This window comes from Micromonospora sp. ALFpr18c (assembly GCF_008868155.1).
Taxonomy (GTDB): domain Bacteria; phylum Actinomycetota; class Actinomycetes; order Mycobacteriales; family Micromonosporaceae; genus Micromonospora.
The window spans coordinates 1-23199 of sequence record NZ_WBKR01000094.1; the positions used below are offsets into that span (position 1 = coordinate 1).

16 protein-coding genes and 1 pseudogene are annotated in these 23199 nt (G+C 72.9%); 10 read left to right on the forward strand and 7 right to left on the reverse strand.

Going from position 1 to position 23199, the window contains the following annotated elements; all coding sequences use genetic code 11:
- Positions 1-61: 61 nt before the first annotated feature.
- From F8271_RS17780 to F8271_RS17790, 3 genes are read right to left on the reverse strand one after another with little or no spacing between them, the layout of a single operon-like run.
- Entirely contained in the window at positions 62-2542 is a 2481-nt protein-coding gene (locus F8271_RS17780; RefSeq protein ID WP_151490889.1) for a DUF3488 and transglutaminase-like domain-containing protein, read from the reverse strand.
- Positions 2543-2558: 16 nt separating this feature from the next.
- The gene (locus F8271_RS17785; protein ID WP_151490890.1) at positions 2559-3857 is read right to left on the reverse strand and encodes a DUF58 domain-containing protein; all 1299 of its coding nucleotides are present in this window, start codon (positions 3855-3857) and stop codon (positions 2559-2561) included.
- 1 nt (position 3858) lies between these two features.
- Positions 3859-4911, reverse strand: coding sequence for a MoxR family ATPase (locus tag F8271_RS17790; protein WP_151490891.1), 1053 nt, complete (start codon positions 4909-4911; stop codon positions 3859-3861).
- A 430-nt stretch (positions 4912-5341) separates the two neighbouring features.
- Between F8271_RS17790 and leuS the strand changes: the two genes are divergently transcribed.
- The gene (gene leuS, locus F8271_RS17795) at positions 5342-8182 is read left to right on the forward strand and encodes a leucine--tRNA ligase (RefSeq protein WP_151490892.1); all 2841 of its coding nucleotides are present in this window, start codon (positions 5342-5344) and stop codon (positions 8180-8182) included.
- Positions 8183-8239: 57 nt separating this feature from the next.
- On the opposite strand, the gene F8271_RS17800 is transcribed toward leuS, so the two are convergent.
- Genes F8271_RS17800 through F8271_RS17815 form a run of 4 tightly spaced genes read right to left on the reverse strand, consistent with a single transcriptional unit; the run spans position 8240 to position 11154 of the window.
- Positions 8240-8518 (reverse strand): hypothetical protein, encoded by a 279-nt coding sequence (locus F8271_RS17800; RefSeq protein ID WP_151490893.1) that lies wholly within the window; start codon positions 8516-8518, stop codon positions 8240-8242.
- Positions 8515-9201, reverse strand: a complete 687-nt coding sequence (locus F8271_RS17805; RefSeq protein WP_151490894.1) for a TVP38/TMEM64 family protein — start codon at positions 9199-9201, stop codon at positions 8515-8517. The genes F8271_RS17800 and F8271_RS17805 overlap by 4 nt, the downstream gene beginning before the upstream one ends.
- Entirely contained in the window at positions 9198-9917 is a 720-nt protein-coding gene (locus F8271_RS17810) for a type 1 glutamine amidotransferase (RefSeq protein WP_151490895.1), read from the reverse strand. The genes F8271_RS17805 and F8271_RS17810 overlap by 4 nt, the downstream gene beginning before the upstream one ends.
- Positions 9907-11154, reverse strand: a complete 1248-nt coding sequence (locus F8271_RS17815; protein ID WP_151490903.1) for a MurT ligase domain-containing protein — start codon at positions 11152-11154, stop codon at positions 9907-9909. Before F8271_RS17815 ends, F8271_RS17810 begins: the two co-directional genes overlap by 11 nt.
- A gap of 355 nt (positions 11155-11509) precedes the next feature.
- On the opposite strand from F8271_RS17815, the gene mraZ reads away from it, so the two are divergent.
- From mraZ to murG, 9 genes and pseudogenes are all read left to right on the forward strand, one after another.
- Positions 11510-11941, forward strand: a complete 432-nt coding sequence (gene mraZ, locus F8271_RS17820) for a division/cell wall cluster transcriptional repressor MraZ (protein ID WP_151490896.1) — start codon at positions 11510-11512, stop codon at positions 11939-11941.
- A 206-nt stretch (positions 11942-12147) separates the two neighbouring features.
- Positions 12148-13257 (forward strand): annotated as a pseudogene (gene rsmH / locus F8271_RS17825) (16S rRNA (cytosine(1402)-N(4))-methyltransferase RsmH).
- Positions 13247-13855, forward strand: coding sequence for a hypothetical protein (locus F8271_RS17830; RefSeq protein ID WP_151490897.1), 609 nt, complete (start codon positions 13247-13249; stop codon positions 13853-13855). The pseudogene rsmH and the gene F8271_RS17830 overlap by 11 nt, the downstream one beginning before the upstream one ends.
- Before the next feature lie 3 nt (positions 13856-13858).
- Positions 13859-16069: a penicillin-binding protein 2 gene (locus F8271_RS17835; protein ID WP_151490898.1), complete on the forward strand. Its 2211-nt coding sequence runs from the start codon at positions 13859-13861 to the stop codon at positions 16067-16069.
- 52 nt (positions 16070-16121) lie between these two features.
- Positions 16122-17684 (forward strand): UDP-N-acetylmuramoyl-L-alanyl-D-glutamate--2,6-diaminopimelate ligase, encoded by a 1563-nt coding sequence (locus tag F8271_RS17840; protein WP_151490899.1) that lies wholly within the window; start codon positions 16122-16124, stop codon positions 17682-17684.
- The gene (murF, locus tag F8271_RS17845; protein WP_151490900.1) at positions 17681-19078 is read left to right on the forward strand and encodes a UDP-N-acetylmuramoyl-tripeptide--D-alanyl-D-alanine ligase; all 1398 of its coding nucleotides are present in this window, start codon (positions 17681-17683) and stop codon (positions 19076-19078) included. Before F8271_RS17840 ends, murF begins: the two co-directional genes overlap by 4 nt.
- Complete coding sequence (mraY, locus tag F8271_RS17850; protein WP_151490901.1) at positions 19075-20199, forward strand: phospho-N-acetylmuramoyl-pentapeptide-transferase; 1125 nt, start codon at positions 19075-19077, stop codon at positions 20197-20199. The genes murF and mraY overlap by 4 nt, the downstream gene beginning before the upstream one ends.
- Before the next feature lie 368 nt (positions 20200-20567).
- Entirely contained in the window at positions 20568-21998 is a 1431-nt protein-coding gene (locus F8271_RS17855; RefSeq protein ID WP_370461925.1) for an FtsW/RodA/SpoVE family cell cycle protein, read from the forward strand.
- Positions 21998-23104 (forward strand): undecaprenyldiphospho-muramoylpentapeptide beta-N-acetylglucosaminyltransferase, encoded by a 1107-nt coding sequence (gene murG, locus F8271_RS17860; protein ID WP_151490902.1) that lies wholly within the window; start codon positions 21998-22000, stop codon positions 23102-23104. The genes F8271_RS17855 and murG overlap by 1 nt, the downstream gene beginning before the upstream one ends.
- Positions 23105-23199 lie beyond the last annotated feature (95 nt).

Here is a 23199-nt window from a genome sequence, read left to right on the forward strand (position 1 = left end):
GGCGAAGGGGGCGGTGGCCGTCCGGCCGCCGCCCCCTTCGCCGCCCCGTCGCGGTCTTCGGTCAGCGGGCCGCTCGGTCGGCCAGCAGACGACGCGGGTTCCAGCGCAGCAGGCGGTACCGGGCGCGCCCGGTCAGGGCCACCATCCGGCTGGAGTTGTCCGCGAGGGCGGTCCGCCAGCGCAGCAGCACCGACGGCGGGAGCAGCGCGGCGAGAACCCTGGTTCGGCGATTCGCCCGAGCGGCGAGCGCATTGCGGACCGCGCGCAGCGCCGGCAGCAGACGTTCACCGGTCAGCGGATCCCGTGCGTAGCGGGCCCGCTCCTCGGCCCGGCCGAGCAGCCGCGCCGCGCCGACCGCGTCGACGTCGTCGGCGAGGGATTCCCGGACCAGCCGGTCCGCGGTGGCCCGTGGGGTCTCGGTCAGGTCCACCCGGACCTGGAAGTCCACCAGCGTGTCGAGCAGTTCCGCCCAGGCGGCGTGCGCGTCCGCGCGGGCCTGGGTGGCGTCCGCCCCGACCACCACCACCCGTGCCTCCGGCGCGCCGGCCTCCTCGCCGACGGCCGGGGTGGCCGCCGTGCCGCCCGCCGCTCGGCCGCTGCGCCGTCGACGCAGGGCCAGCCGGCGCAGCGCGGGCACCGCGAGCAGCACCAGCAGCGCCAGCAGACCCGCCGCCCACCACGGCCACACCGGTGGCTCTTCGGTCGGCGTCTGCCCGCCGAGGGAGAGGCCACTGTCGGTGTCCCGGTCGGCGTTGTCCGGGCCGGCCGGACCGGCCGTCGCGTCGGGACCGGCCGGGGTGTCCGTGGTGCCGGCGCCCGGGGTGGACGGTTCCGGCGCGTCCGTGTCCGGAGCCCATGCGGACCGGGTGGAGCCCGGCACCCCGTACGACGGGGTGGCGTCGAACGGCACCCAGCCGATGCCGTCGAAGTAGACCTCGGTCCACGCGTGCAGGTTGAGGTTGGTCAGCGTGTACGTGTCGCCGTCCCGCTTGCTGCCGTTGGTGAACCCGAACGCCACCCGGGCCGGGATGCCGGCCGTACGCACCAGCCAGGCCATCGCCGCCGCGTACTGCTGGCAGTAGCCGACCTTGTTGGTGAGGAAGTTGACGATGTCCTGACCGCTGCTGCCGCTCTGCGTGCTGAGTCGGTAGCTGAACCCGTTGTCGGCGGAGAAGTGCTGGTAGATCGCCAACACCCGGTCGTAGTCGGTGCGCTTGCCCTGGACCAGCCCCTTGACCAGTTCCTCCACCTCGGGCACCGTGCCCGGAGTGGCGGTCAACTGCCGGCGTACCGGGTGATCGGCCGGCAGTGACCGCGCGGCCCGCAGCACCGCCGGGGTGTACGTCGAGCGGATGTAGTCGAACGAGTACTTGCGGCCCCGGGAGCTCTCCCGGTTGGAGAAGACGACCTGCTGGTTGGGGTCGTAGAGCCAGTTGCCGCTCAGGTCGTCGGTACGGGTCGGCTCGGCGTACACCGGCATCAGGGACATGCTGAGGTTCTTGGTCACCTCGACGGTCGCCCGATACTCGGTCTGCTGCACCCCCGGGCCGGCTCGCTCGTTCGGATTGGGCAGGTCCCGGTTGACGGCGCGTCCGCTCGGGGTACGCGCCTGGAACCCGTTCGGGCGCAGCTCGTCGGCGACCGCGTACCGCAGGTAGAACGGGTTGGGTTCGGTCGTGGTCACCTTGACCAGGTCGGCCACCTCGGACTGGTTGAGCTGACCGGCCAGCGAGGCGAACAGGTCGATCCGCCCCGATGCGCCACCCGAGCCCGAGCGCCCGTTGCCGGTGCCGTTGCCGGTCCCCTCGGTGAGCGTGTCGAGCAGCCCGCCGGCCATGCCCGGCACGGCCAGCGGCAGCGCCACGGCCAGTGCCACGCCGACCACCGCGAGCCGGCGGCCGGCGGATGCCAACGGGGACGCCTCCCACACGTCGACGTCCCGGCCGTCACCGGTGAACCGGCGGCCGAACCGGCGGACCCGGCCGACGTTGTCGGTCACCAGCAGCCACAGGTAGCCGGCGGCGCCCACCACGAACGGGACCGCGGGGACACTGTCCACGTAGACGGCGACCGGCACCGAGTAGATGGCGAGCATCGGCAGCCCCGCCAGCGCGGGCCGGTGCAGCCCCACCGTCAGCACGTCGACCAGCACGGCCACCCCGCCGACACCGAGCACGGTGATGAACAGCAGCGGATCGGTGTCCGGGACTTCGACCCCGTAGGAGCGCATGTCCTGCATGGAGCCGCTGAGCAGGTCGGCGAAGTGGCCGATGGTGCCCGGGGTGGGCAGGAAGGTGAGCAGCTCCGAGCCGCTGGGGAACAGCCAGGTCAGGGCGAGCAGCAGGGCGGCCAGCATGCCCAGCACCTGACCCCACAGCGGCGCCCGGACGAGCCGGGTCAGCGCCGCCACCCCGGCCACCACGGCGACCGCGATCGCCGACTGGATCAGCCACGTCCAGGTCTGGAAGATGGCCGACAGCGGCGCGGCGGCGAGCAGCGTGGCGGCGGCCGCCACCGCGCCGATGTTCCGACTGGCGATCATGAGGGGGACCTTCCGTTCATCGCACGCCGCCGGCGACCGTCTCGGCCAGCGCGGCGCGCAGGGCGAAGCCCTGGGAGCCCCGGCCCGCCTGCGGCCACAGCGCCGGCAGCCGGCTGCCGTGGTCGGCGCCGACCACCCGCCAGCCGCTCTGCAACAGGGTGAGCGCGGCGGCGCCGTGCGCGCGCTCGGCCTCGGCCCGCGCCTTCTCCGGCAGGCTGAGCCAGGTGGAGCTGTCCAACAGGAAGCCGACGCAGGTCGCGCCGTTGCCCCGCAGCCCGGCCAGCAGCTCGGCCTCGGCCACGCTCACCGCGCCGAACAACGCGATGATCAGACCGCCGTCGGCGCGCTGCCGGACCCGCTGCACCAGCCCGGTCACCTCGGCGCGCTGGTCCAGGCGGACCTCGGCGAGATGGTCGAGCAGCGCGCCGTCGCCGCCGGCCTCCGAGGCGTCCACGTCCACCCCCGAGCCGGTTACCAGGCGCAGCTTGTAGCCGGCCTGCCGCAGGTGCACGGCGATGCTGGCGGCGGCGGACACGGCCCACTCGAAACTCGCCGTCGGCCCGTCACCGCGGTGGCCGTACGCGCGGGTGTCCAGGACGACCGTGGCGCGGCTCTCCCACGGCTGCTCCTCGCGGCGCACCATCAGCTCACCGGTGCGCGCGGTGGACTTCCAGTGCACCCGGCGCAGGTCGTCGCCGCGCCGGTACTCCCGGGTCGCCGCGTCGTCCTCGCCGTGCACCGCCACCGACCGGGCCCGACTGTCGCCGCTGCCCGCGTACTCCCCGGGGAGCCGGACCGACGGCAGGGGCGTGACCTGCGGGATGACCGTCAGGTGGTCGGTGCTGGGGAAGGCGCGGGTGAGCTCGCAGAGACCGAACGGGTCGGTCATCCGCACCACCAGCGGACCCACGTCGTAGCGACCCCGCACGTCGGCCCGCACCGTGTACGCCACGGAGCTCGCCTGGTGTGCGCCGAGGCGCTCCAGCACCACCCGGGGTCGGCTGCCCAGCGCGTAGGGCAGCCGGTCCTCCAGGAGCAGGGTGCCGGTCGGCAGGCGGGACAGGTTCTGCAGGCGCAGCACCACCCGCGAGTTGGCCCCGACCGGAACCCGGTGCGGATCCAGCGACCGGTTGCAGGCCAGCTTGTAGCGGCTGCGCCCCACGTAGGCGGCAGCCAGCAGCGGCAGGACGGCCAGCAGCACGGCAACCCGCAGCAGGTCCTTCTCACCGAGGATGCCGGCGGAGATCGCCGCCGCGACGGCGGCGGCCAGGAACGAGCGCCCGCGGGTGGTCAGCCCGCGCAGCCCGGCACGCACGTCACGGCCTCCGCGGCTCGTAGGGGGCGCGACCGTTGCCGGTGGCGGGACGGGTGTCGTACGGGTTGCGCTGCCGGTCGTGTGGCAGCGGCAGTCGGTGCACCAGCTCGGAGACGATCGCGTCGGTGGTGCGCCGGGCGAGCTGCGCGTCGGCGGTCGGGATGATCCGGTGCGCCAGCACGGGCACCGCCAGGGCCTGCAGGTCGTCGGGGAGGACGTAGTCACGCCCCTCCAGGGCGGCGACCGCCCGGGCGGTGCGCAGCAGTTGCAGGGTGGCCCGGGGGGAGGCGCCCAGCCGCAGGTCGGGGGCCTCGCGGGTGGCGGTGACCAGGTCGACGGCGTACTGCTTGACGGCGTCGGCGACGTGCACCTGCCGGACGGTGGCGATCAGCTGCCGGACGATGTCCGCGTCGGACACCGGGCGCAGCTCGTGCAGCGGGTCGGTGGCGCCGTGCCCGTCGAGCATGGCCAGCTCGGCGCCGGAGTCCGGGTAGCCCATCGCGATCCGGGCGGTGAACCGGTCGCGCTGCGCCTCGGGCAGCGGGTAGGTCCCCTCCATCTCGATCGGGTTCTGGGTGGCGATGACCATGAACGGGGTCTGCAGCTGGTAGGTCACGCCGTCGACGGTGACCTGGTGCTCCTCCATGCACTCCAGCAACGCCGACTGGGTCTTCGGCGAGGCCCGGTTGATCTCGTCGCCGACGACCAGGTTGGCGAAGACGGCACCCGGGCGGAACTCGAAGTCGTGCGTCTCCTGGTTGTAGACGCTGACGCCGGTGACGTCGCTGGGCAGCAGGTCGGGGGTGAACTGGATCCGCCGCACCGTGCAGTCGATGGACCGCGCGAGGGCCTTGGCCAGCTTGGTCTTGCCGACACCCGGGACGTCTTCGATCAGGAGGTGACCCTCGGCGAGCAGGACGGCCAGGGCGAGCCGCACGGTGGCTGTCTTACCCTCGATGACCTGCTCGATGTTGGCCACGATGGCCTCGCTGGCGGCGCGGAACTCGTCGTGCGGCAACAGGCCGCCCACCTCGTCCCAGGTCTGTTGTGTCACGGGCCTCCTCCTCGTCGCCATCACGGCAGCTCTGTGAGAGAGCACCTGGACCCGCCGTTGGGTTCGCGACGCCGAGCCTCGTTTGCCGCAGGAATCTCACTGGCCTCTCAGGCTAACCATGTTTGTCGTTATCGCCGACCCCCGCAGGTAGTCCGTCGGTTACGCACCGATATTCGCCATGTTGGGGGACGGGGTGCGGCCGGCACCCGGGTGCCGTCGCCCGTCCGCTGCGCGGGGTACACTGCGGGACATGGCCGGAGTCTTCCTGCTTCTTACCGGGCCGTGCTGATGCGCTGAACGCGTGACAGCACGGCGGCCCCTCCTGCGCGAGGGGCTTTTTTGTGCCCTCCGCCGGCCCGTCCGGCGGTGCCGAGACGACCGGCCCGGCCCGGTGACGCCGAGATGAAGCGAAGCGAAGCGAGGAGAGACGATGAGTGAGGCAGCCGCACCGGCGGGCGACATTCCCCCGTTCCGGTACACCGCGGCCCTGGCCGACGAGATCGAGAATCGTTGGCAGGACACCTGGGCGCGCGAGGGCACCTTCCACGCACCGAACCCGACCGGCCCGCTGGCCGATCCGACGCACCCCCGCGCCGGCGCGGAGAAGCTGTACGTGCTGGACATGTTCCCGTACCCGTCGGGCGCCGGCCTGCACGTGGGCCACCCGCTGGGCTACATCGGCACCGACTGCTACGCCCGCTACCAGCGGATGGCCGGGCGCAACGTGCTGCACGCGATGGGCTTCGACGCGTTCGGCCTGCCCGCCGAGCAGTACGCGGTGCAGACCGGCACCCACCCGCGGACCACCACGGTCGCGAACATCGAGCGGTACAAGACGCAGCTGCGTCGGCTGGGGCTGGCGCACGACGAGCGTCGCTCGGTGGCGACCATCGACACCGACTTCTACCGCTGGACCCAGTGGATCTTCCTGCAGATCTTCAACTCCTGGTACGACCGCGACGCCGGCCGGGCCCGCCCCATCGCCGAGCTGATCGCCGAGTTCGAGGGCGGCAACCGGCCCACCCCCGACGGCCGCGCCTGGGCCGAGCTGAGCGCCGCCGAGCGCCGCGGGGTCGTCGACGACCACCGGCTGGCGTACGTCTCGCAGGCCCCGGTCAACTGGTGCCCCGGTCTGGGCACCGTGCTGGCCAACGAGGAGGTCACCGCCGACGGCCGCTCCGAGCGGGGCAACTTCCCGGTCTTCAAGCGCAACCTGAAGCAGTGGATGATGCGGATCACCGCGTACGGCGACCGCCTGCTGGACGACCTGGACAGCCTGGACTGGCCTGAGCCGATCAAGCACATGCAGCGCAACTGGATCGGACGATCCCAGGGCGCGCACATCGACTTCCCGACCGCGCTGGAGCCGGTCCGGGTGTTCACCACTCGCCCGGACACCGTCTTCGGGGCCACCTACATGGTGCTGGCGCCCGAGCACGAGCTGGTCGACGCGCTGGTGCCGGCGGCCTGGCCGGACGGCACGCGGGACGCCTGGACCGGCGGGCACGCCAGCCCCCGGGCGGCCGTCGAGGCGTACCGCAAGGCGGCGGCGGCCAAGACCGACGTCGAGCGGCAGTCCGACAGCAAGGAGAAGACCGGCGTCTTCATCGGCGCGTACGCCACCAACCCGGTCACCGGTGGGCAGATCCCGATCTTCATCGCCGACTACGTGCTGGCCGGCTACGGCACCGGCGCGATCATGGCGGTGCCGGCGCAGGATGAGCGGGACTGGGCGTTCGCCGAGGTGTTCGAGCTGCCCATCGTGCGCACCGTGCAGCCGTCGGAGGGCTTCGACGGCACGGCGTACACCGGGGACGGCCCGGCGATCAACAGCGCCGCGCCCGAGCGCGGCCTGGACCTGAACGGCCTGGGGGTCGCCGACGCCAAGGCGGCGATCATCTCCTGGCTGGAGGCGAACGGGCACGGCACCGGCGCGGTGACCTACCGGCTGCGTGACTGGCTGTTCTCCCGGCAGCGGTACTGGGGTGAGCCGTTTCCGATCGTCTACGACTCCACCGGCGCGGCCATCGCCCTGCCGGAGGAGATGCTGCCGGTTGAGCTGCCGGAGGTCGACGACTTCTCCCCGAAGACGTTCGACCCGAACGACGCGGACTCCAACCCGGAGACCCCGCTGTCGCGGCGGCGCGACTGGGTCGAGGTGGAACTGGACCTGGGCGACGGGCCGAAGCGCTACACCCGCGAGACCAACGTGATGCCGCAGTGGGCCGGTTCCTGCTGGTACGAGCTGCGTTACCTGGACCCGACCAACAGCGGACGGTTCGTCGACGCGGAGAACGAGCGGTACTGGATGGGTCCGCGCGGCGAGGGCGACTGCGGGGGCACCGACCTGTACGTCGGCGGCGCCGAGCACGCCGTGCTGCACCTGCTGTACGCGCGGTTCTGGCACAAGGTGCTGTTCGACCTGGGGCACGTGTCGTCGTTCGAGCCGTTCCGCAAGCTGTTCAACCAGGGCATGATCCAGGCGTACGCGTACACCGACTCGCGCGGCAGTTACGTGCAGGCCGAGGAGGTCGTCGAGCGCGACGGCGCCTACTACCTGGGCGACCTGGCGGTCAACCGCGAGTACGGCAAGATGGGCAAGTCGCTGAAGAACGTGGTGACGCCCGACGACATGTGCGCCGCGTACGGCGCCGACACCTTCCGGGTGTACGAGATGTCGATGGGTCCGCTGGAGGTGTCCCGCCCCTGGGAGACCCGGGCGGTCGTCGGGTCGTACCGGTTCCTGCAGCGGGTCTGGCGGGCCGTCGTCGACGAGCAGACCGGCGCGCTGCGGGTCACCGAGGACCCGGCCGACGAGGCGACCCGCCGGCTGCTGCACAAGGTCATCGACGGGGTCCGTGGCGACATGGACGGCATCCGGTTCAACACCGCCATCGCCAAGCTGATCGAGCTGACCAACGGGTTGACCCGGCTGTCGGCGACGCCCCGCGAGGTGGCCGAGCCGCTGGTGCTGATGGTGGCGCCGTTCGCCCCGCACGTGGCCGAGGAGCTGTGGCGCAAGCTGGGTCACGACACCTCGCTGACGTACGCGGACTTCCCGACCGCCGACCCGGCGCTGCTGGTGGCCGACACGGTGACCTACCCGGTGCAGGTCAACGGCAAGGTCCGTGGCCGCGTCGAGGTTCCCGCCGACTCGTCCGAGGAGACCGTCCGCGCGGCGGCCCTGGACGCGGTGGCCGCCGCCCTGGCCGGCAAGGAGCCCCGCAAGGTCATCGTGGTGAAGGGCCGCCTGGTCTCGGTGGTCGCGTAACTCCCGTCCCGGTCCCCGTCCCCCTGGCCCGTCGATCATGGAGTTGTGGTGCCCGGTTCACCCCGATCTGCGGGGTTTGTCCCCCACCACAACTCCATGATCGACGCGGCAGGGCGGGAGGTCTGGTCGAGCATCACGTCCACCACGGTCGTCGACACCCAGGTGGCGGGGCGCGAGGTCCGCGCCCACCTCGGCCAGGTGACGCAGCAGCGCGCCGACGAAGTCCAGGTTGGCCGGCGGGGTACGTCGTACCGTGTCACCGACCCGGACCACGTCGGCGACGAAGCCGCCGGTGAGCGGCTCCTCGGCGGGACGGGTCGGTTCGGCCACGGTCACACCGGCATGGTGCGGCGACGCCGCCGCTCGGCGCGCCACCAGCGGTGGACCAGCACCACGCTGGCGATCAGGCCGAGGCTGGCGGGGGCGGCCGCGTACCAGTTGACGTGGCCCGGGGAGCTGACGGCCGCGCCGATCGCGGCGTAGCCGAACGCGGTCGGCGCGGAGGCGATGACGCTGCCGGCCAGGAACGGCAGGATGCGCGCACCGGTCGTGCCGTAGCCGTAGCTGACCAGCCCGAAGCCGGCGATCGGCAGCAACCGGACGGTGACCACGCCGAGCACGCTCTGCCGGGCGAACCAGCCGTCGAGGCGGGCCAACCGGCCGCGCACCCGCTCGGCGACGAACTCCCGGCCGAGCAGCCGGCCGACCGTGAACCCGATCGCCGCCGCCACCAGCGCGGCACCCAGGGCGTACGCGGCGCCCTCCAGGGGGCCGAAGATCGCGCCGGCGGCGAGGGTGATGAAGGTCCGCGGGACCAGCGCCACCAGCAGCAGCGCCCCGCCGAGGATCGCCGCCACCGGGGCGAGGTCGCCCACCTGGTCGGCCAGCATCGGCAGCTGCGCCGGGTCCGGTCGGGGCACCAGGAGCAGCAGCAGCCCGCAGCAGCCGATCAGGAGGACGAGCAGGGCGAACCGGGCGGCCGACGGTTGCCGGAGCAGCCGCCGGACGGCGCGGATCATGCCCGGGCGGCGGCCACTGCGGCGCGGCGCTCGGTGCGGAGCCGGTCGGACCAGGTGTCGTCCAGCGGCGGGAGCTGGTGCGCCCCGGTGGCCCAGCGCAGCAGCAGGTCGGCCAGGGCGGGGTTGCGGGCCAGCGCGGGACCGTGCGAATACGTGCCGAGCAGCTTGCCGCGCCAGGCGCCCTCGGTGGCGCCGTCGTTGCCGATCCCGGCGGTGACCCGGGCCAGCGGGGAGACCTCCGGGCCGAGGTGGGTACGGCCACCGTGGTTCTCGAAGCCGGTCAGCGCGGGCAGGCCCAGCCGCGGGTCGATCTCACCGGCCAGCTCGCCGACGGCCCGGCTCTCGCCCCGGTCGGATCGCAGGTCGAGCAACTCCAGGCCGCGGCACTGCACACCCTTGGCGAAGAAGGAGGTGCCGAGCAGCTGGTAACCGGCGCAGACGCCGAACACCACCGAACCCTGGGCCACCGCCCGGTGCAGCCCGCCGTCGGCGATGAGCCGCTGCGCGCCGAGCGCCTGCGGGCCGTCCTCGCCGCCACCGACCAGGTAGATGTCGGCCGTCGCGGGCAGCTGCTGGTCGGAGCGGACCTCCAGCACCTCGACCGGCATGCCGCGCTGGCGCGCCCGACGGGCGAGGATCAGCGCGTTGCCCCGGTCGCCGTAGGTGGAGAGCAGGTCGGGGTAGATCCAGACGATGCGCAGGCTCTCAGTTGACACGGTCCAACTCCGCTCGGATGTCCTGGAACGCGGTGTAGTTCGCGATGACCTCCAGCCGCCCGGGCGGGACCGACCGGATCGCGTCGTCGAAGGTGCGGACGTGCTGGAACGGTACGTCGTTGACGTCCAGCCGGACCGCCAGGTCGTACGCCCGGTCGCCGGTGATCAGCACCTGCCGTCCGCGCAGCGGCGCGAAGTCGACGTCGAAGAGCCAGGAGGTGTCCAGCCCGTCGGGGTCGCGCGCGTTGATGGAGAGCAGGGTCGGCGCCTCGTCGGCCATGTCGAACGCCTCCAGCCAGCTGGCCGGGTTCTTGGCCAGCAGCAGCCGGATGTTGCGCCCGTCCTTGTCGACCTGCGCGTAGCGGCCCGCCACCGAGGTGACGATGCCGAGGCGGGACACGGCGTCGACCGGGCGGACGCCGAACTCGGCGGCCACGGCCAGCGCGGTCGCCGCGTTGCCGAGGTTGACCTTGCCGGGGAGCTGGAGGGAGACCTTGTGCCAGGCGCCGGTGGGGTCGAGCACGCCCTCGTCCTCGACGACCCACTGCGGTTCCGGTCGGCGCAGCGGGCAGCCGGTGCACCACCACTGCTCGCCGGAGCGCTGGATGGTGGAGCCGCACTCGGGGCAGACCCAGGAGTCGTCGTGCCAGCGTTGGCCCGCGCTGAACCAGGTCACGTGCGGCGGGTTGATGCCCCGGGCCGGGTCGGCCGGCGGGGTGGCCGCCCAGACCACCATCGGGTCGTCGGCGTTGGCTACCACCCGCACGTCGGTGTGCCGGACCAGCGCCGCACGCCAGAGCTGCGCCATCATGGCGACCTCCTTGGCGCGGTCGAGCTGGTCGCGGGAGAGGTTCAGCAGGGCGACCACGTGCGGGTCGGTCGCCTCCAGCACCTGGGCGAGGTAGTGCTCGTCGACCTCCAGCGCCGCGTACGGGGTGCTGCCGGCCTTGGCCAGCGCCGAGGTGTGCCCGGTGGGCATGTTGGCGCCGAACGAGTTGGTGGCGACCCGGCCGAGCACGCCGACCGCGGCGGCGGTCAGGCGTGTGGTGGTGGTCTTGCCGTTGGTGCCGGAGACGAGCGCGATCGCGCGCCCGGCCGACAGGTGGGCCAGCAGGTCCGGGTCGATCTTCAGCCCGATCCACCCGCCGATCACCGAACCGTCGCCACGGCCGGCCGCCCGGGAGAGCGCCGCGGCGGTCCGTGACACGGAGCTGGCCACCTTGGCCCGTAGGGGCATTTTCGCGTCCGTCACGCGAGCGAGGTTACCGGACCGCCCGCCTCACCAGATCGCCGCCGACGGTGAACCGTTCGGCCGTGGCAGGTGCGCGGGTGGCCGGGTCGGCGTCCGCCGGACGGAGTCGATCTATGTCGGAAAGCGGACCACGCCGGAGGGGCGTCGCGGCCCTCCACTGCGCTCCACCCCGTGTGACGTGCGGTTTTGCCCCCGGACTGGGCACGCCACGCGGGCGAATCTGGTTGCAGGTGGAGGGAAGTGGAGTAGAGTGGGGACCAATGGTGAGGCCGGGAGGGCTCACCGGCCCGGGGGGTCAGCGGCGCCGCGAACGCCGCTCAGGGGCGAGGGGGTAGGGCCGATGTTTCTCGGCACCCACACTCCACGCCTGGACGAAAAGGGCCGGTTGATCCTTCCGGCCAAGTTCCGGGATGAGCTGGCGGGGGGGGTCGTGGTCACCAAAGGGCAGGAGCGCTGCCTCTACGTCTTCCCGACGCCCGAGTTCCAGCGGATCGCGGAGCAGTTGCGCGCGCAGCCGATGACGCACAAGGCGGCCCGGGCCTACAGCCGGGTCTTCTTCGCCAGCGCGCACGACGAGGTTCCGGACAAGCAGGGTCGGGTGACGATCCCGGCCCACCTGCGGGAGTATGCCGCGCTGGACCGCGACCTCGTGGTGATCGGCGCGAGCACGCGGGTGGAGATCTGGGACAAGGTCGCCTGGGAGACCTACCTCGCCGAGAGCGAAGACGACTTCGCCGACATCGAGGAGGGGGTGCTGCCCGGCGGTCTGTAGGGCGGAAACGGCGCCCGACGTACTGCGAGATCTCCAGCCGCTTTCGAGTTCCTGGCATCCCTTCCCCGGTGCCAGGCGCACGATCCAGTCATCGGGCGGAACCCGGTGCCGGGCGGGAGCGGATGGGGATCTGGCGGTACGACGGCAGCGCCGTCGCCACGGCAGGCGCACGAGAAGAACGGACGTTTCAACCAGTGGGGGTCGACATGGGGGAGTTGCGCGGCACGCACGTGCCGGTGCTGCTCGAGCGGTGTCTCGAGCTGCTGGCCCCCGCGCTGGGTCGAGGTGGCCGGACGGTGCACGTCGACGCCACGCTCGGCCTGGCCGGGCACGCGGAGGCGGTGCTCGAGGCGCACCCGGAGACGGTCCTCATCGGGCTCGACCGGGACACCGAGGCCCTCGCCCACGCACGGGTCCGGCTGGCCCGGTTCGCCGATCGGGTGCACCTGGAGCACGCCGTCTACGACGAGCTGCCCGAGGTGCTGGAGCGGTTGGGCTATCCGGGTATCGACGGGATCCTGTTCGACCTCGGGGTGTCGTCGCTGCAACTGGACGCGCCCGACCGCGGGTTCGCCTACGCCCAGGACGCGCCACTGGACATGCGGATGGACCAGACCCGGGGGGTGACCGCCGAGGAGGTGGTCAACACGTACGCGCATCCGGACCTGGCCCGGGTGCTGCGGGTCTACGGCGAGGAGAAGTTCGCCGGCCGGATCGCCTCGGCGATCATCCGGGAGCGGGAACGCGCCCGGATCACCTCGTCCGCGCGGCTGGCGGAGCTGGTCCGGGATTCCATTCCGGCACCAGCCCGACGAACGGGCGGGCACCCGGCAAAGAGAACGTTTCAGGCTTTACGGATCGAGGTAAACAGAGAGCTGGCAGCGCTGGAGACGGCGCTGCCGTCCGCGCTCGACGCACTGACCGTGGGCGGTCGCATGGTGGTCCTGTCCTACCACTCGTTGGAGGACCGGCTCACCAAGGCGGCGCTCGCGGACCGGGTCCGCAGTAAGGGCCCGGTCGACCTCCCGGTTGAGCTCCCCGGGTCCGGTCCGACGTTCCGGCTGCTCAGCCGGGGCGCCGAACTTCCCGGGGAGGCGGAGGTCGCCGCGAACCCGCGCGCTGCCTCGGTGCGGCTGCGGGCAGCGGAACGACTCGACCCGAACGCGACAGAACAGGGGCGGACCGACCGCGAACGGTCTCGCCGACGGGTGAAGGGAGTGCACCAACCGGGCACGGGGTCCGCCTGATCCGTGGGGGGTCAGGGGCGCCGTGACCGTAGAGGGACGGACGTTGAGGGGGAGGGACATGAACATTGACAAGCGCGACCGCCGGGACGTCACCGGCGGCGGGCAGCGCGCACCGCGGTCGGGGGGCCGGACCGCGGCGGAGCGGGCTCCGCGCGTGGGGAACGGTACGCCACGCATCGATCGAGTGAATCGGCAGGGGGAGGCTCGCGCCCGGGGGGCGCGCGAGTTCCCCACCCAGGGCACCGCCGCGCTGCGTCCGGCCGAGAAGGCCGGCGTCGCGCCGAGCGCCCGTCCGCCCCGGCTGCGGGTGGCGCCGCCGCCGCCCGTGTCGGTGCCGCGTGCGCCGTTCGCGGCGCTGATCGTGGTGCTGGTGGTCGGTGGGGTGCTGGGCATCCTGGCGGTCAACACCAAGATCAACGAGAACGCCTTCCGGTTGGAGAAGCTGCAGCAGCAGCAGGCCCGACTGGACCTGGAGAAGCAGCAGCTCGACAAGCAGATCGCCGAGGCCGAGGCGCCGGGGAACCTGACCGCCCAGGCGCGTCGCCTGGGCCTGGTGGACTCCGGTGAGCCGGGGTACGTCCGGCTGCCCGACGGCAAGCTGCCCCTCGGGGTGCCGAAGCCGGCGACCGGCGAGCCGTCGGTGACCAGCCAGGGCGCGGGAGGCTGACCGGTGCCACCACGGTCGGACGAACCGCGCCGGAACCCCACGGGGTCCCGGCGCGGTTCTTCGCGTGACACCGGCCCCGTCGACGGGGAGTCGCGCAACGACGAGCCGGGTATCGGCGGCATTTCCGGCGCCCGGGCGTACACCCCTCGGGGCCGGACCGTCCGGGAGGAGCGCGCCGCGCCGACCCGCGGCGGGGGCGCCGAGCAGCGGCGTACTCCCCGCAGCACCCGCTCCAACGACCCGTTCCGGCCGGCGTTGCAGGTGCTCGACGGTGGCCGGGCCGCCGCCGCGCAGGCCGGGCGGCGCGCCGCGCCGGCGGCCGGACGCGGCGGGGTCGTGCGGACCGTCGCGCCACGCAACCCCCGGGGTTCGGCCGGCGACGAGCCGCCACCGCGTCGCCGGACCACCCCTCGCGCGCCGCGCCGCGCCGACCGGCCGGCGGCCCGCCGGCCGGCGCGCAAGCCGCGGCGTCCGCCGAAGCTCGCCGATCCGCGGCTGCGGCTGCGGCTGGGCACCGCGCTGACCCTGGCGCTGTTCGCCGTCATCGGCGTGCGGCTCGTCTTTCTGCAGGCCGTGGACACCCCGGCATACGCCGGCGGCGGCGTCGTGGACCGGACCCGCACGGTCGAGCTTCCCGCGCCGCGCGGCGCGATCTACGACCGGACGGGCGCCGAGCTGGCACGCAGTGTCGAGGCTCGGTACGTCTCCGCCGACCCGACCGAGGTCAAGGACGTGCCCGGCACGGCGAGGGTGCTCTCCCCGCTGCTCGGCATCCCGGCGTCGAAGCTCGCCGAGCTGATGAAGCCCCGCAAGCTGGAGGGTGGCGTCTCGTCCCGGTTCGCGTACCTGGCCCGGGGGGTGGAGATCTCGACCGCCAAGCGGGTGCAGGCGCTGGAACTGCCCGGCATCTGGGTGCACCGGGATGAGCGTCGGGACGTGCCCGGCGGCGACCTGGCGGCCAACCTGATCGGTTTCACCAGCCAGGACATGGACGGGCTGGAGGGGCTGGAGGCCCGCTACGACGACCTGCTGGCCGGGCAGGACGGCCGGCGGGTGTACGAGGCCGGCCTCGGCGACCTGGCCGCGCCGATCCCGGGCGGCTACAGCAAGACCACCCCGGCCAAGCCGGGCAGCTCGTTGTGCCTCACCATCGACCGCGACCTGCAGTTCAAGACGCAGCAGATCCTCAGCGCGGCGATGGCGCAGCAGCGGGGCGCCACCGCCGCCGCGGTGATCATCGACGTCCCCACCGGCGAGGTGCTGGCCCAGGCCAGCGACCCCACCTACAACGCGGCCAAGCCGGTCCCGAGCGACCCGGTCGCCCGGGAGGACGCCGCGACGAGCTTCGTGGTCGACCCCGGCTCGGTGCACAAGGCGATCACCTACGGCGCGGCGTTGCAGGAGGGGGTGATCACTCCTGACACCACGCTGCCCATCGCGAACAGCATCAAGAAGGGTGACACCTGGTTCTCCGACACCCACCCGTCCAACGGTCGGCGGATGAGCGTGCCGGGGATGCTCGCGTACTCGTCGAACGTCGGCACCATCACGATCGCCGACCGGCTCGGCCGGGACCGGTTGATCGACTACCAGAAGCGGTTCGGGCTGGGCCAGCCCACCGGTGAGGGGCTGCCTGGCGAGGCCAGCGGCCGGCTGCTGCCGGCCGACGAGTGGAGCGGATCGTCGTACGGGTCGGTGCCGATCGGGCACAGCGTCGACGCCACGCCGCTGCAGATGGCCGCCGCGTACGCCGCCATCGCCAACGACGGCACCTACGTGCAGCCGCACCTGGTGAAGGAGACGATCGGCCCGGACGGCAAGCGCACGCCCGCGCCCGCGCCGGTGACCCGGTCGGTGCTCAGCCCGCAGAACGCGGCGGCGCTGCGTACCATGCTGGAGGCGGTCACCACTGTCGAGCACGCTACCGGTCTGACCGGCGCGGTGCCGGGCTACCGGGTCGCCGGCAAGACCGGCACCGGCTGGCGGTTGGTGGACGGCAAGAAGCAGCCCGGCGAGGTGAAGTCCTTCATCGGCATGGCGCCGGCGGAGAAGCCGCGATACGTGATCGCGGTCTTCGTCTACGCGCCCGGCGGAGGAGGCGCGGCGATCACCGGACCGGCGTTCCGCGAGATGATGCAGTTCACCCTGCGTCACTACCGCGTGCCGCCCTCCACCGGTGGTTCGGCACCCAAGTTCGTGGTCTATCCGCGCTGACCAGCGACGGCGGGACATCATCGGTGAGTGCCGACGAACCACCGGGGCGGCTGTGCGGCCGGAACCGGACGACCGGGTAGGGTCTGACGCCGTGCCCGGCAATCCACGTCCACGTACCGTGACCGGAGTCCGGCTCGGTGATCTCGCCGTCCGGCTCGCCGTCGATCTTCCGGGGGACGCCGCCGACGTGGTCGTCAGCGGGGCGACCCACGCCAGCCAGGAGGTCCGCCCCGGCGACCTGTACGCGGCGCTGCCCGGTGCCCGCCGGCACGGCGCGGAGTTCGCCGCCGGTGCCGCCGAGGCCGGCGCGGTCGCGCTGCTGACCGACGCCGCGGGCGCGGAGCTGGCGGCGGGGACCGGCCTGCCCGCCCTGGTGGTGCCCGACCCGCGCGCGGTGCTCGGTGAGCTGGCCTCGGCCGTGTACGGCGACCCGACCGCCGGCCTGACGGTGATCGGTGTGACCGGCACGGCCGGCAAGACGTCCACCGCCTACCTGGTCGAGTCGGGGCTGCGGGCCGCCGGTCACACCACCGGGTTGATCGGGACGGTGGAGACCCGCCTCGGCGACCTGGTGATCGACAGTGTCCGGACCACGCCGGAGGCCACCGACCTGCACGCCATGCTCGCCACCGCCCGCGAGCGCGGGGTGACCGCCGTGGTCATGGAGGTCTCCAGCCACGCCCTGGCCATGGGCCGGGTGGGCGGTGTCCGGTTCGCCGTCGGCGGCTACACCAACTTCGGCTCCGACCACCTGGACTTCCACGCCGACAGCGCCGACTACTTCGCGGCGAAGGCCCAGCTCTTCGACGGCCGGTGCGCCGTCGAGGTGCTCAACCACGACGACCCGGCGCTGCGGCCGCTGTACAAGCCGGCGACGGTCACCTACTCGGCGGCCGGTGACCCGAGTGCGACGTGGTGGGCCGACGGTGTCGGCGGCGAGGGGTACGCGCAGCGGTTCACCGCGCACGGCCCGGACGGCGTGGCGGTGTCCGCCGGGGTGGCGTTGCCGGGCCGGCACAACGTGGCCAACGCGCTACTGGCCATCGCCACGCTGGTCGCCGCCGGGATGGATCCGGTGACCGCGGCCGACGGCGTGGCCGCCTGCGGCGGGGTGCCCGGCCGGTTGCAGCTGGTCGACGCCGCCGGGCCGGTGCGCGGGGTGGTCGATTACGCGCACAAGTCGGACGCGATCGTGGCGGCGCTGGCCGCCCTGCGGGAGCTGAGCGCCGGCCGGCTGATCTGTGTGATCGGCGCCGGTGGGGACCGGGACCGGGGCAAACGGCCGGTGATGGGCGCCGCTGCGGCGCAGGGGGCCGACGTGGTGCTGGTGACCGACGACAACCCGCGTACCGAGGACCCGGCGGAGATCCGCGCCGAGGTGCTCGCGGGGGCGTACCGGGCCGGCGCGGCCGCCCGGATCATCGAGGTGGCCGGTCGCCGGGCGGCGATCGACGAGGCGGTCCGGTTGGCCGAGCCCGGCGACGTGGTCGCGCTGCTCGGCAAGGGTCACGAGCGTGGCCAGGAGGTGGCGGGCGAGGTGTTCCCGTTCGACGACAGCACGGAGCTGGCCGACGCGCTGCGGGCCCGCTTTGGGGATCTGGCGGGTCAGCGATGATCGCGCTCAGCCTGGCCGAGGTGGCCGCGGCGGTCGACGGGCGGCTCGTCGCCGCCGATCCGGCGGCCACCGTCACGGGCACCGTGGAGTTCGACTCGCGCAAGGTCGGGCCCGGGTCGCTCTTCGTGGCCTTCCCCGGTGAGAAGGTCGACGGGCACGACTACGCGGCGACGGCGATCGAGGCCGGCGCGGTGGCGGTGCTCGGCAGTCGCGAGGTGCCCGGGGTGCCGATGGTGCTGGTCGACGACGCGTTGACCGCGATGGGCCGGCTGGCCCGCGCGGCCGTGGACCGGCTGCCCGAGCTGACCGTGATCGGCGTGACCGGCTCGTCCGGCAAGACCACCACCAAGGATCTGATCGGTCAGCTCACCGCGCGGCTCGGCGCGACGGTGGCGCCGCCCGGTTCGTTCAACAACGAGCTGGGGCACCCGTACACGGCGCTGCGGGCCGGACCGGACACCCGCTACCTGGTGATGGAGAAGGGTGCGCGCGGGATCGGCCACGTGCGCTACCTGTGCGAGCTGGCGCCGCCCCGGATCTCCGTGGTGCTCAACGTCGGCACGTCGCACATCGGCGAGTTCGGCTCGCAGGAGGCCATCGCCCAGGCCAAGGGCGAGCTGGTCGAGGCGCTGCCACCGGACGGGCTGGCCGTGCTGAACGCCGACGACCCGCGGGTGGACGCGATGGCGAGCCGTACGCGGGCCCGGGTGGTCCGCTACGGCGAGGCGGCGGACGCCGACGTGCGGGCCGAGGACGTGACGCTCGACGAGCGGGGGTGCGCGTCGTACACCCTGGTCATGCCGGAGGGGCGGGCGCCGGTGCGGCTCGGGGTGACCGGCCGGCACCAGGTCGGCAACACCCTCGCGGCGGCGGCGGTGGCGCGCGAGCTGGGCATGCCGCTGGCCGAGCTGGCCACGGCCCTCGGCGAGCTGCAGCTGGTCTCCACCCGGCGGATGGACGTCTTCGACCGCCCGGACGGGGTGACCGTGATCGACGACTCGTACAACGCGAACCCGGCGTCGACGGCGGTGGCGCTACGGGCGCTGGCCAGCATCGGGCAGGGCCGGCGTACCGTCGCGGTGCTGGGTTACATGGCCGAGCTGGGCCCGTACGAGCACGACGGCCACGCTCAGACCGGCCGGCTCGCGGCCGAGCTGGGGGTGGACCGGCTGCTCGTGGTGGGCGAGCCGGCGGCGCCGATCCATGAGGGCGCCATATCAGTAGGTGACTGGGGAGGAGAGTCGGTGCTGCTCACCGATCAGGCGGCTGCCGTCGAGGTGCTGCGGGGCGAACTACGACCGGGTGATGTCGTCCTGGTCAAGGGCTCCCGCTACCGAACCTGGGAGGTGGCCGACGCCCTGCGCGCCGACACCGGTCAGGAGCCCACCCGATGAGGGCGGTCATCGTCGCCGTCGGGGTGGCCTTCCTGGTCTCGTTGTTCGGCACCCCGCTCGCGATCAAGGTGTTCACCCGGCTCAAGGCCGGTCAGCCGATCCGCTCCGAGGGCCCCGCGATGCACCAGGGCAAGAAGGGCACGCCCACGATGGGCGGCGTGGTCTTCATCCTGGCCACGGTGATCGCGTACGTGGCCGGACACCTGGCGTTGACCACTCTGCCGGACCTGCAGATCGCCCAGGTCGAGCCGACCATCACCGCGCTGGTGCTGCTGGGGCTCATGGTCTTCTCCGGCGCGGTGGGTTTCCTCGACGATTTCCTCAAGGTGCGCAAGCGCAACAGCGCCGGTCTGAACAAGCGGGGCAAGCTGATCGGTCAGATCCTGGTCGGCGCGGTCTTCGGCGTGGTGGCGCTGTACTTCCCGAGCACGATGACCGACGCGACGGGCGCGAAGACCAACACCGAGACGGTGGGCAGCAGCACGCTGAGCTTCATCCGGGACATCGACGCCCTGGAGGTCAGCAAGATCGGTGCGGTGATCATCTTCATCTTCGTGGTGATGGCCGCGACGAACGGCGTGAACCTCACCGACGGTCTGGACGGGCTGGCCACCGGCGCGTCGGTGATGGTGCTCGCCGCGTACGCGCTGATCGCGTTCTGGCAGTACCGGCACTGGTGCGCGGACCCGAGCTACACGCAGCCGTACTGCTACGAGGTGCGCGACCCGTTGGAGATCGCGCTGATAGCCGGGGCCGCGGCCGGGGCCTGTGTGGGTTTCCTCTGGTGGAACACCTCGCCGGCGCGGATCTTCATGGGTGACACGGGGGCGCTGGGTCTGGGCGGCCTGATCGCCGGCATGGCGATGTCGACCCGAACCATCCTGCTGCTGCCGATCATCGGCGGGCTCTTCGTGATCGTCACGATGTCCTTGGTGATCCAGATCATCTCGTTCCGGACCACCGGGAAACGGGTGTTCCGGATGTCGCCGCTGCACCACCACTTCGAGCTGGCCGGCTGGAGCGAGGTCAACATCGTGGTCCGCTTCTGGATCATCGCCGGCATCGGCGTGGCCATCGCTTTGGGCCTGTTCTACAGCGAGTTCCTCGCCAACATGACCTGACCCGCCCGTTCGCCTGCCCGGTCGCCCGGTCGCCCGGTCGCCCGGTCGCCCGGTCGCCCGGTCGCCCGGTCCGGGTGGTCGGCCGGTCCGGGTGGTCGAGCGCAAAGGGTCCGAGGTGCCCTACCCGAGGCGGCGAAGCCCGACACGCCCGGTGCATCGTTGTGGGCCACTCGGGCGTGCCGAGCGGTGATGATGTCCGGGTGGGGGAGGAACCAGGCACCGAGGACAGGACATCCGGTCGGCCGCGACGGTCACCGGGCACGACGCGCGCCGCGGAGGCCGCGGGGCCACCGGACGACGCGCGGGGCCCGGAGCCGGGCGCGGCACCGCGCGCGCCGGAGGGCGCCGCGCCCGCACCGCTGCGCGGGCTGGACGCGAGCGGCGGGTTGGTCGCGCTGCGCGGCCTGCTGGACCGGCCGCTGGCCTCCTACTACCTGCTGCTGTCCAGCGCCGGCCTGCTGCTGCTGATCGGGCTGACCATGGTCTTCTCGGCGACCAGCGTGAAGGACTACGCCGAGGACGGCAACGCGTCGGCCTCGCTGACCAAGCAGGCCATCTTCGCGGTGATCGGCATCGGGGCGTTCTGGGCCTGCCAGCGACTGCCCGCCAGCACCTACCGGTCGCTGGGCCGGCCGCTGCTGTTCACGTCGGTGGCGCTGCTGCTGCTGCTCAACCTCCTGGTCGCCTACGGCCGGCTCACCCGTCAGCGGACGGTCGTCTTCGGGCCGGTGGAGGCGCGGCTGAACTGGCTGTTCGTCGGCGGGATCCAGGTGCAGCCCTCCGAGCTGGCCAAGTTCGCGCTGGTGCTGTGGGGCTCGCACGTCATCGCCCGCAAGGGCGCCGCGCTGGGCTGGTGGCGGGAGCTGGCCACGCCGCTCTTTCCGGTCGTGGGCCTGCTCTTCGTCCTGGTCGGCTACAACGACACCGGCACGATGCTCTGCCTGCTGGCCCTGGTGGTCGGCCTGCTCTGGGCCGCCGGGGTGCGGATGCGGGTCTTCGGTGCCCTGGCGGCGGCCGGGCTGGCCGGTATCGGGCTGCTCGTCGCGGTGGCGTCGCTGGGCGCCGGCTCCGGCGAGCGCGGCGAGGAGAACTACCGCTTCGCCCGGCTGGCCATGTTCTTCGACCCACCCGACCCCGAGACGTGCAAACTCGACGGCTGTCTCCAGTTCTACCAGGGTCGGCTGGCCATCGAGCACGGCGGCTGGTTCGGCGTCGGGCTGGGCAAGGGCAGCCTCAAGTGGGACTGGCTGCCCGAGGCGCACAACGACTTCATCTTCGCGATCATCTCGGAGGAGCTGGGCGTGATCGGCTGCGCCGTGGTGCTCGCCCTCTTCGCGGTCCTCGCGTACACCGGGCTGCGGATCGCCCGGCGGGTCGACGACCCGTTCCGGCGCCTCGCCGCCGCCGCGGTCACCACCTGGCTGGTCAGCCAGGCGGTGATCAACATCGGTGGGGTGGTCGGCCTGCTGCCGATCACCGGCCTGCCGCTGCCGTTCATCTCCGACGGCGGAAGTGCCCTGGTCGTGACGCTGGCCGCGATCGGCATGCTGGCATCCTTCGCCCGCGCCGAACCCGATGCGGCCAGAGCACTGCATGCCCGTCCGCCGGCCCGGTGGGTCCGACTACTCTGGGCCCCGTTGCCGCCGCTTCCCGGCCGGCGTCGCCGACCGGCGTCGTCGACCGCCGGCCGAGGGTCCGTGCCCCGGTCCCGTGAGCGGCGCCAGGACGACCAGGCCGCACCACGCGGCGTCCGGCAGGGCCGGGCTCCCGGAGGTACGGCGAGCGAGAGGAGACGCTGATGGGTCCGCTGCGTTCGGTGGTGCTCGCGGGAGGTGGCACCGGGGGGCACATCTACCCGCTGCTCGCCTTCGCCGACTGCCTGCGCCGACACGACCCCGGCGTCCGGATCACCTGCCTCGGCACACCGAAGGGCATGGAGAACGAGCTGATCCCGCCGCACGGCTACGACCTGCGGCAGATCCCGGCGTACCAGCTGCCCCGGTCGGTGAACATGAACCTGGTCCGTACCCCGGGCCGGATGTGGACCGCGGCCCGCGCGGCGGGCAAGGTGATCGACGAGGTACGCGCCGACGCGGTGGTCGGCTTCGGCGGGTACGTCTCGGTGCCGGCCTACCTGGCCGCGTGGCGTCGGGAACTGCCCATGGTGATCCACGAGGTGAACGTGCCGCCGGGCGTCGCCAACCGCCTCGGCATGAAGTTCACCAAGAACATCGCGGTCGGCTTCCCGCACCAGCCGAGCCAGGCCGAGTCGCTGCGCGACGCCGCCGTGGTCGGTGTGCCGCTGCGCCGCAGCATCGCCAGCCTCGACCGGTACGCGCTGCGCAACGCCGCCCGCGCGCACTTCGGGCTGCGCCCCGACCTGCCGGTGCTCTTCGTCGCCGGTGGCTCGTCCGGCGCCCGCTCGATCAACCTGGCGGTGTCCGGCGCGGCGAAGGAACTGGCCCGCAACGGCGTGCAGGTGCTGCACGTGATGGGCGCCCGCAACGAACCGGTGCCGATCCCCACCGACCTGCCGGTGCCGTACGTGACGCTGCCCTACCTGTCCGAGATGGAGCTGGGCTACGCGGCCGCCGACCTGATGCTGGCCCGGGGCGGGGCGATGACCGTCGCCGAGGTGGCCGCGATCGGCCTGCCCACCATCTACGTGCCGTACCCGCACAGCAACCAGGAGCAGAGGCGCAACGCGCTGCCCGTGGTGGAGGCCGGCGGCGGGGTGCTCGTCGACGACGCGGAACTCACACCGGACTGGCTGGAGCGCACCGTCATCCCGCTGATCCGCGACCCGCAGCGGCTGTACGCGATGGGCGCGTCGGCGGCGGCGTACGGGCGGCGTGACGGTGACGAGGCGCTGCGGTCCTTCGTTCTCGAGGCGGTGGCCCGATGACCGCGCAGTTCACCCCGGCCGGCACGCTCACCGCCGAGGAGTAGACGACCGTGTCCACACCGTCGAGGTTGGTCGCCTCGTGGCTCATGTGGATC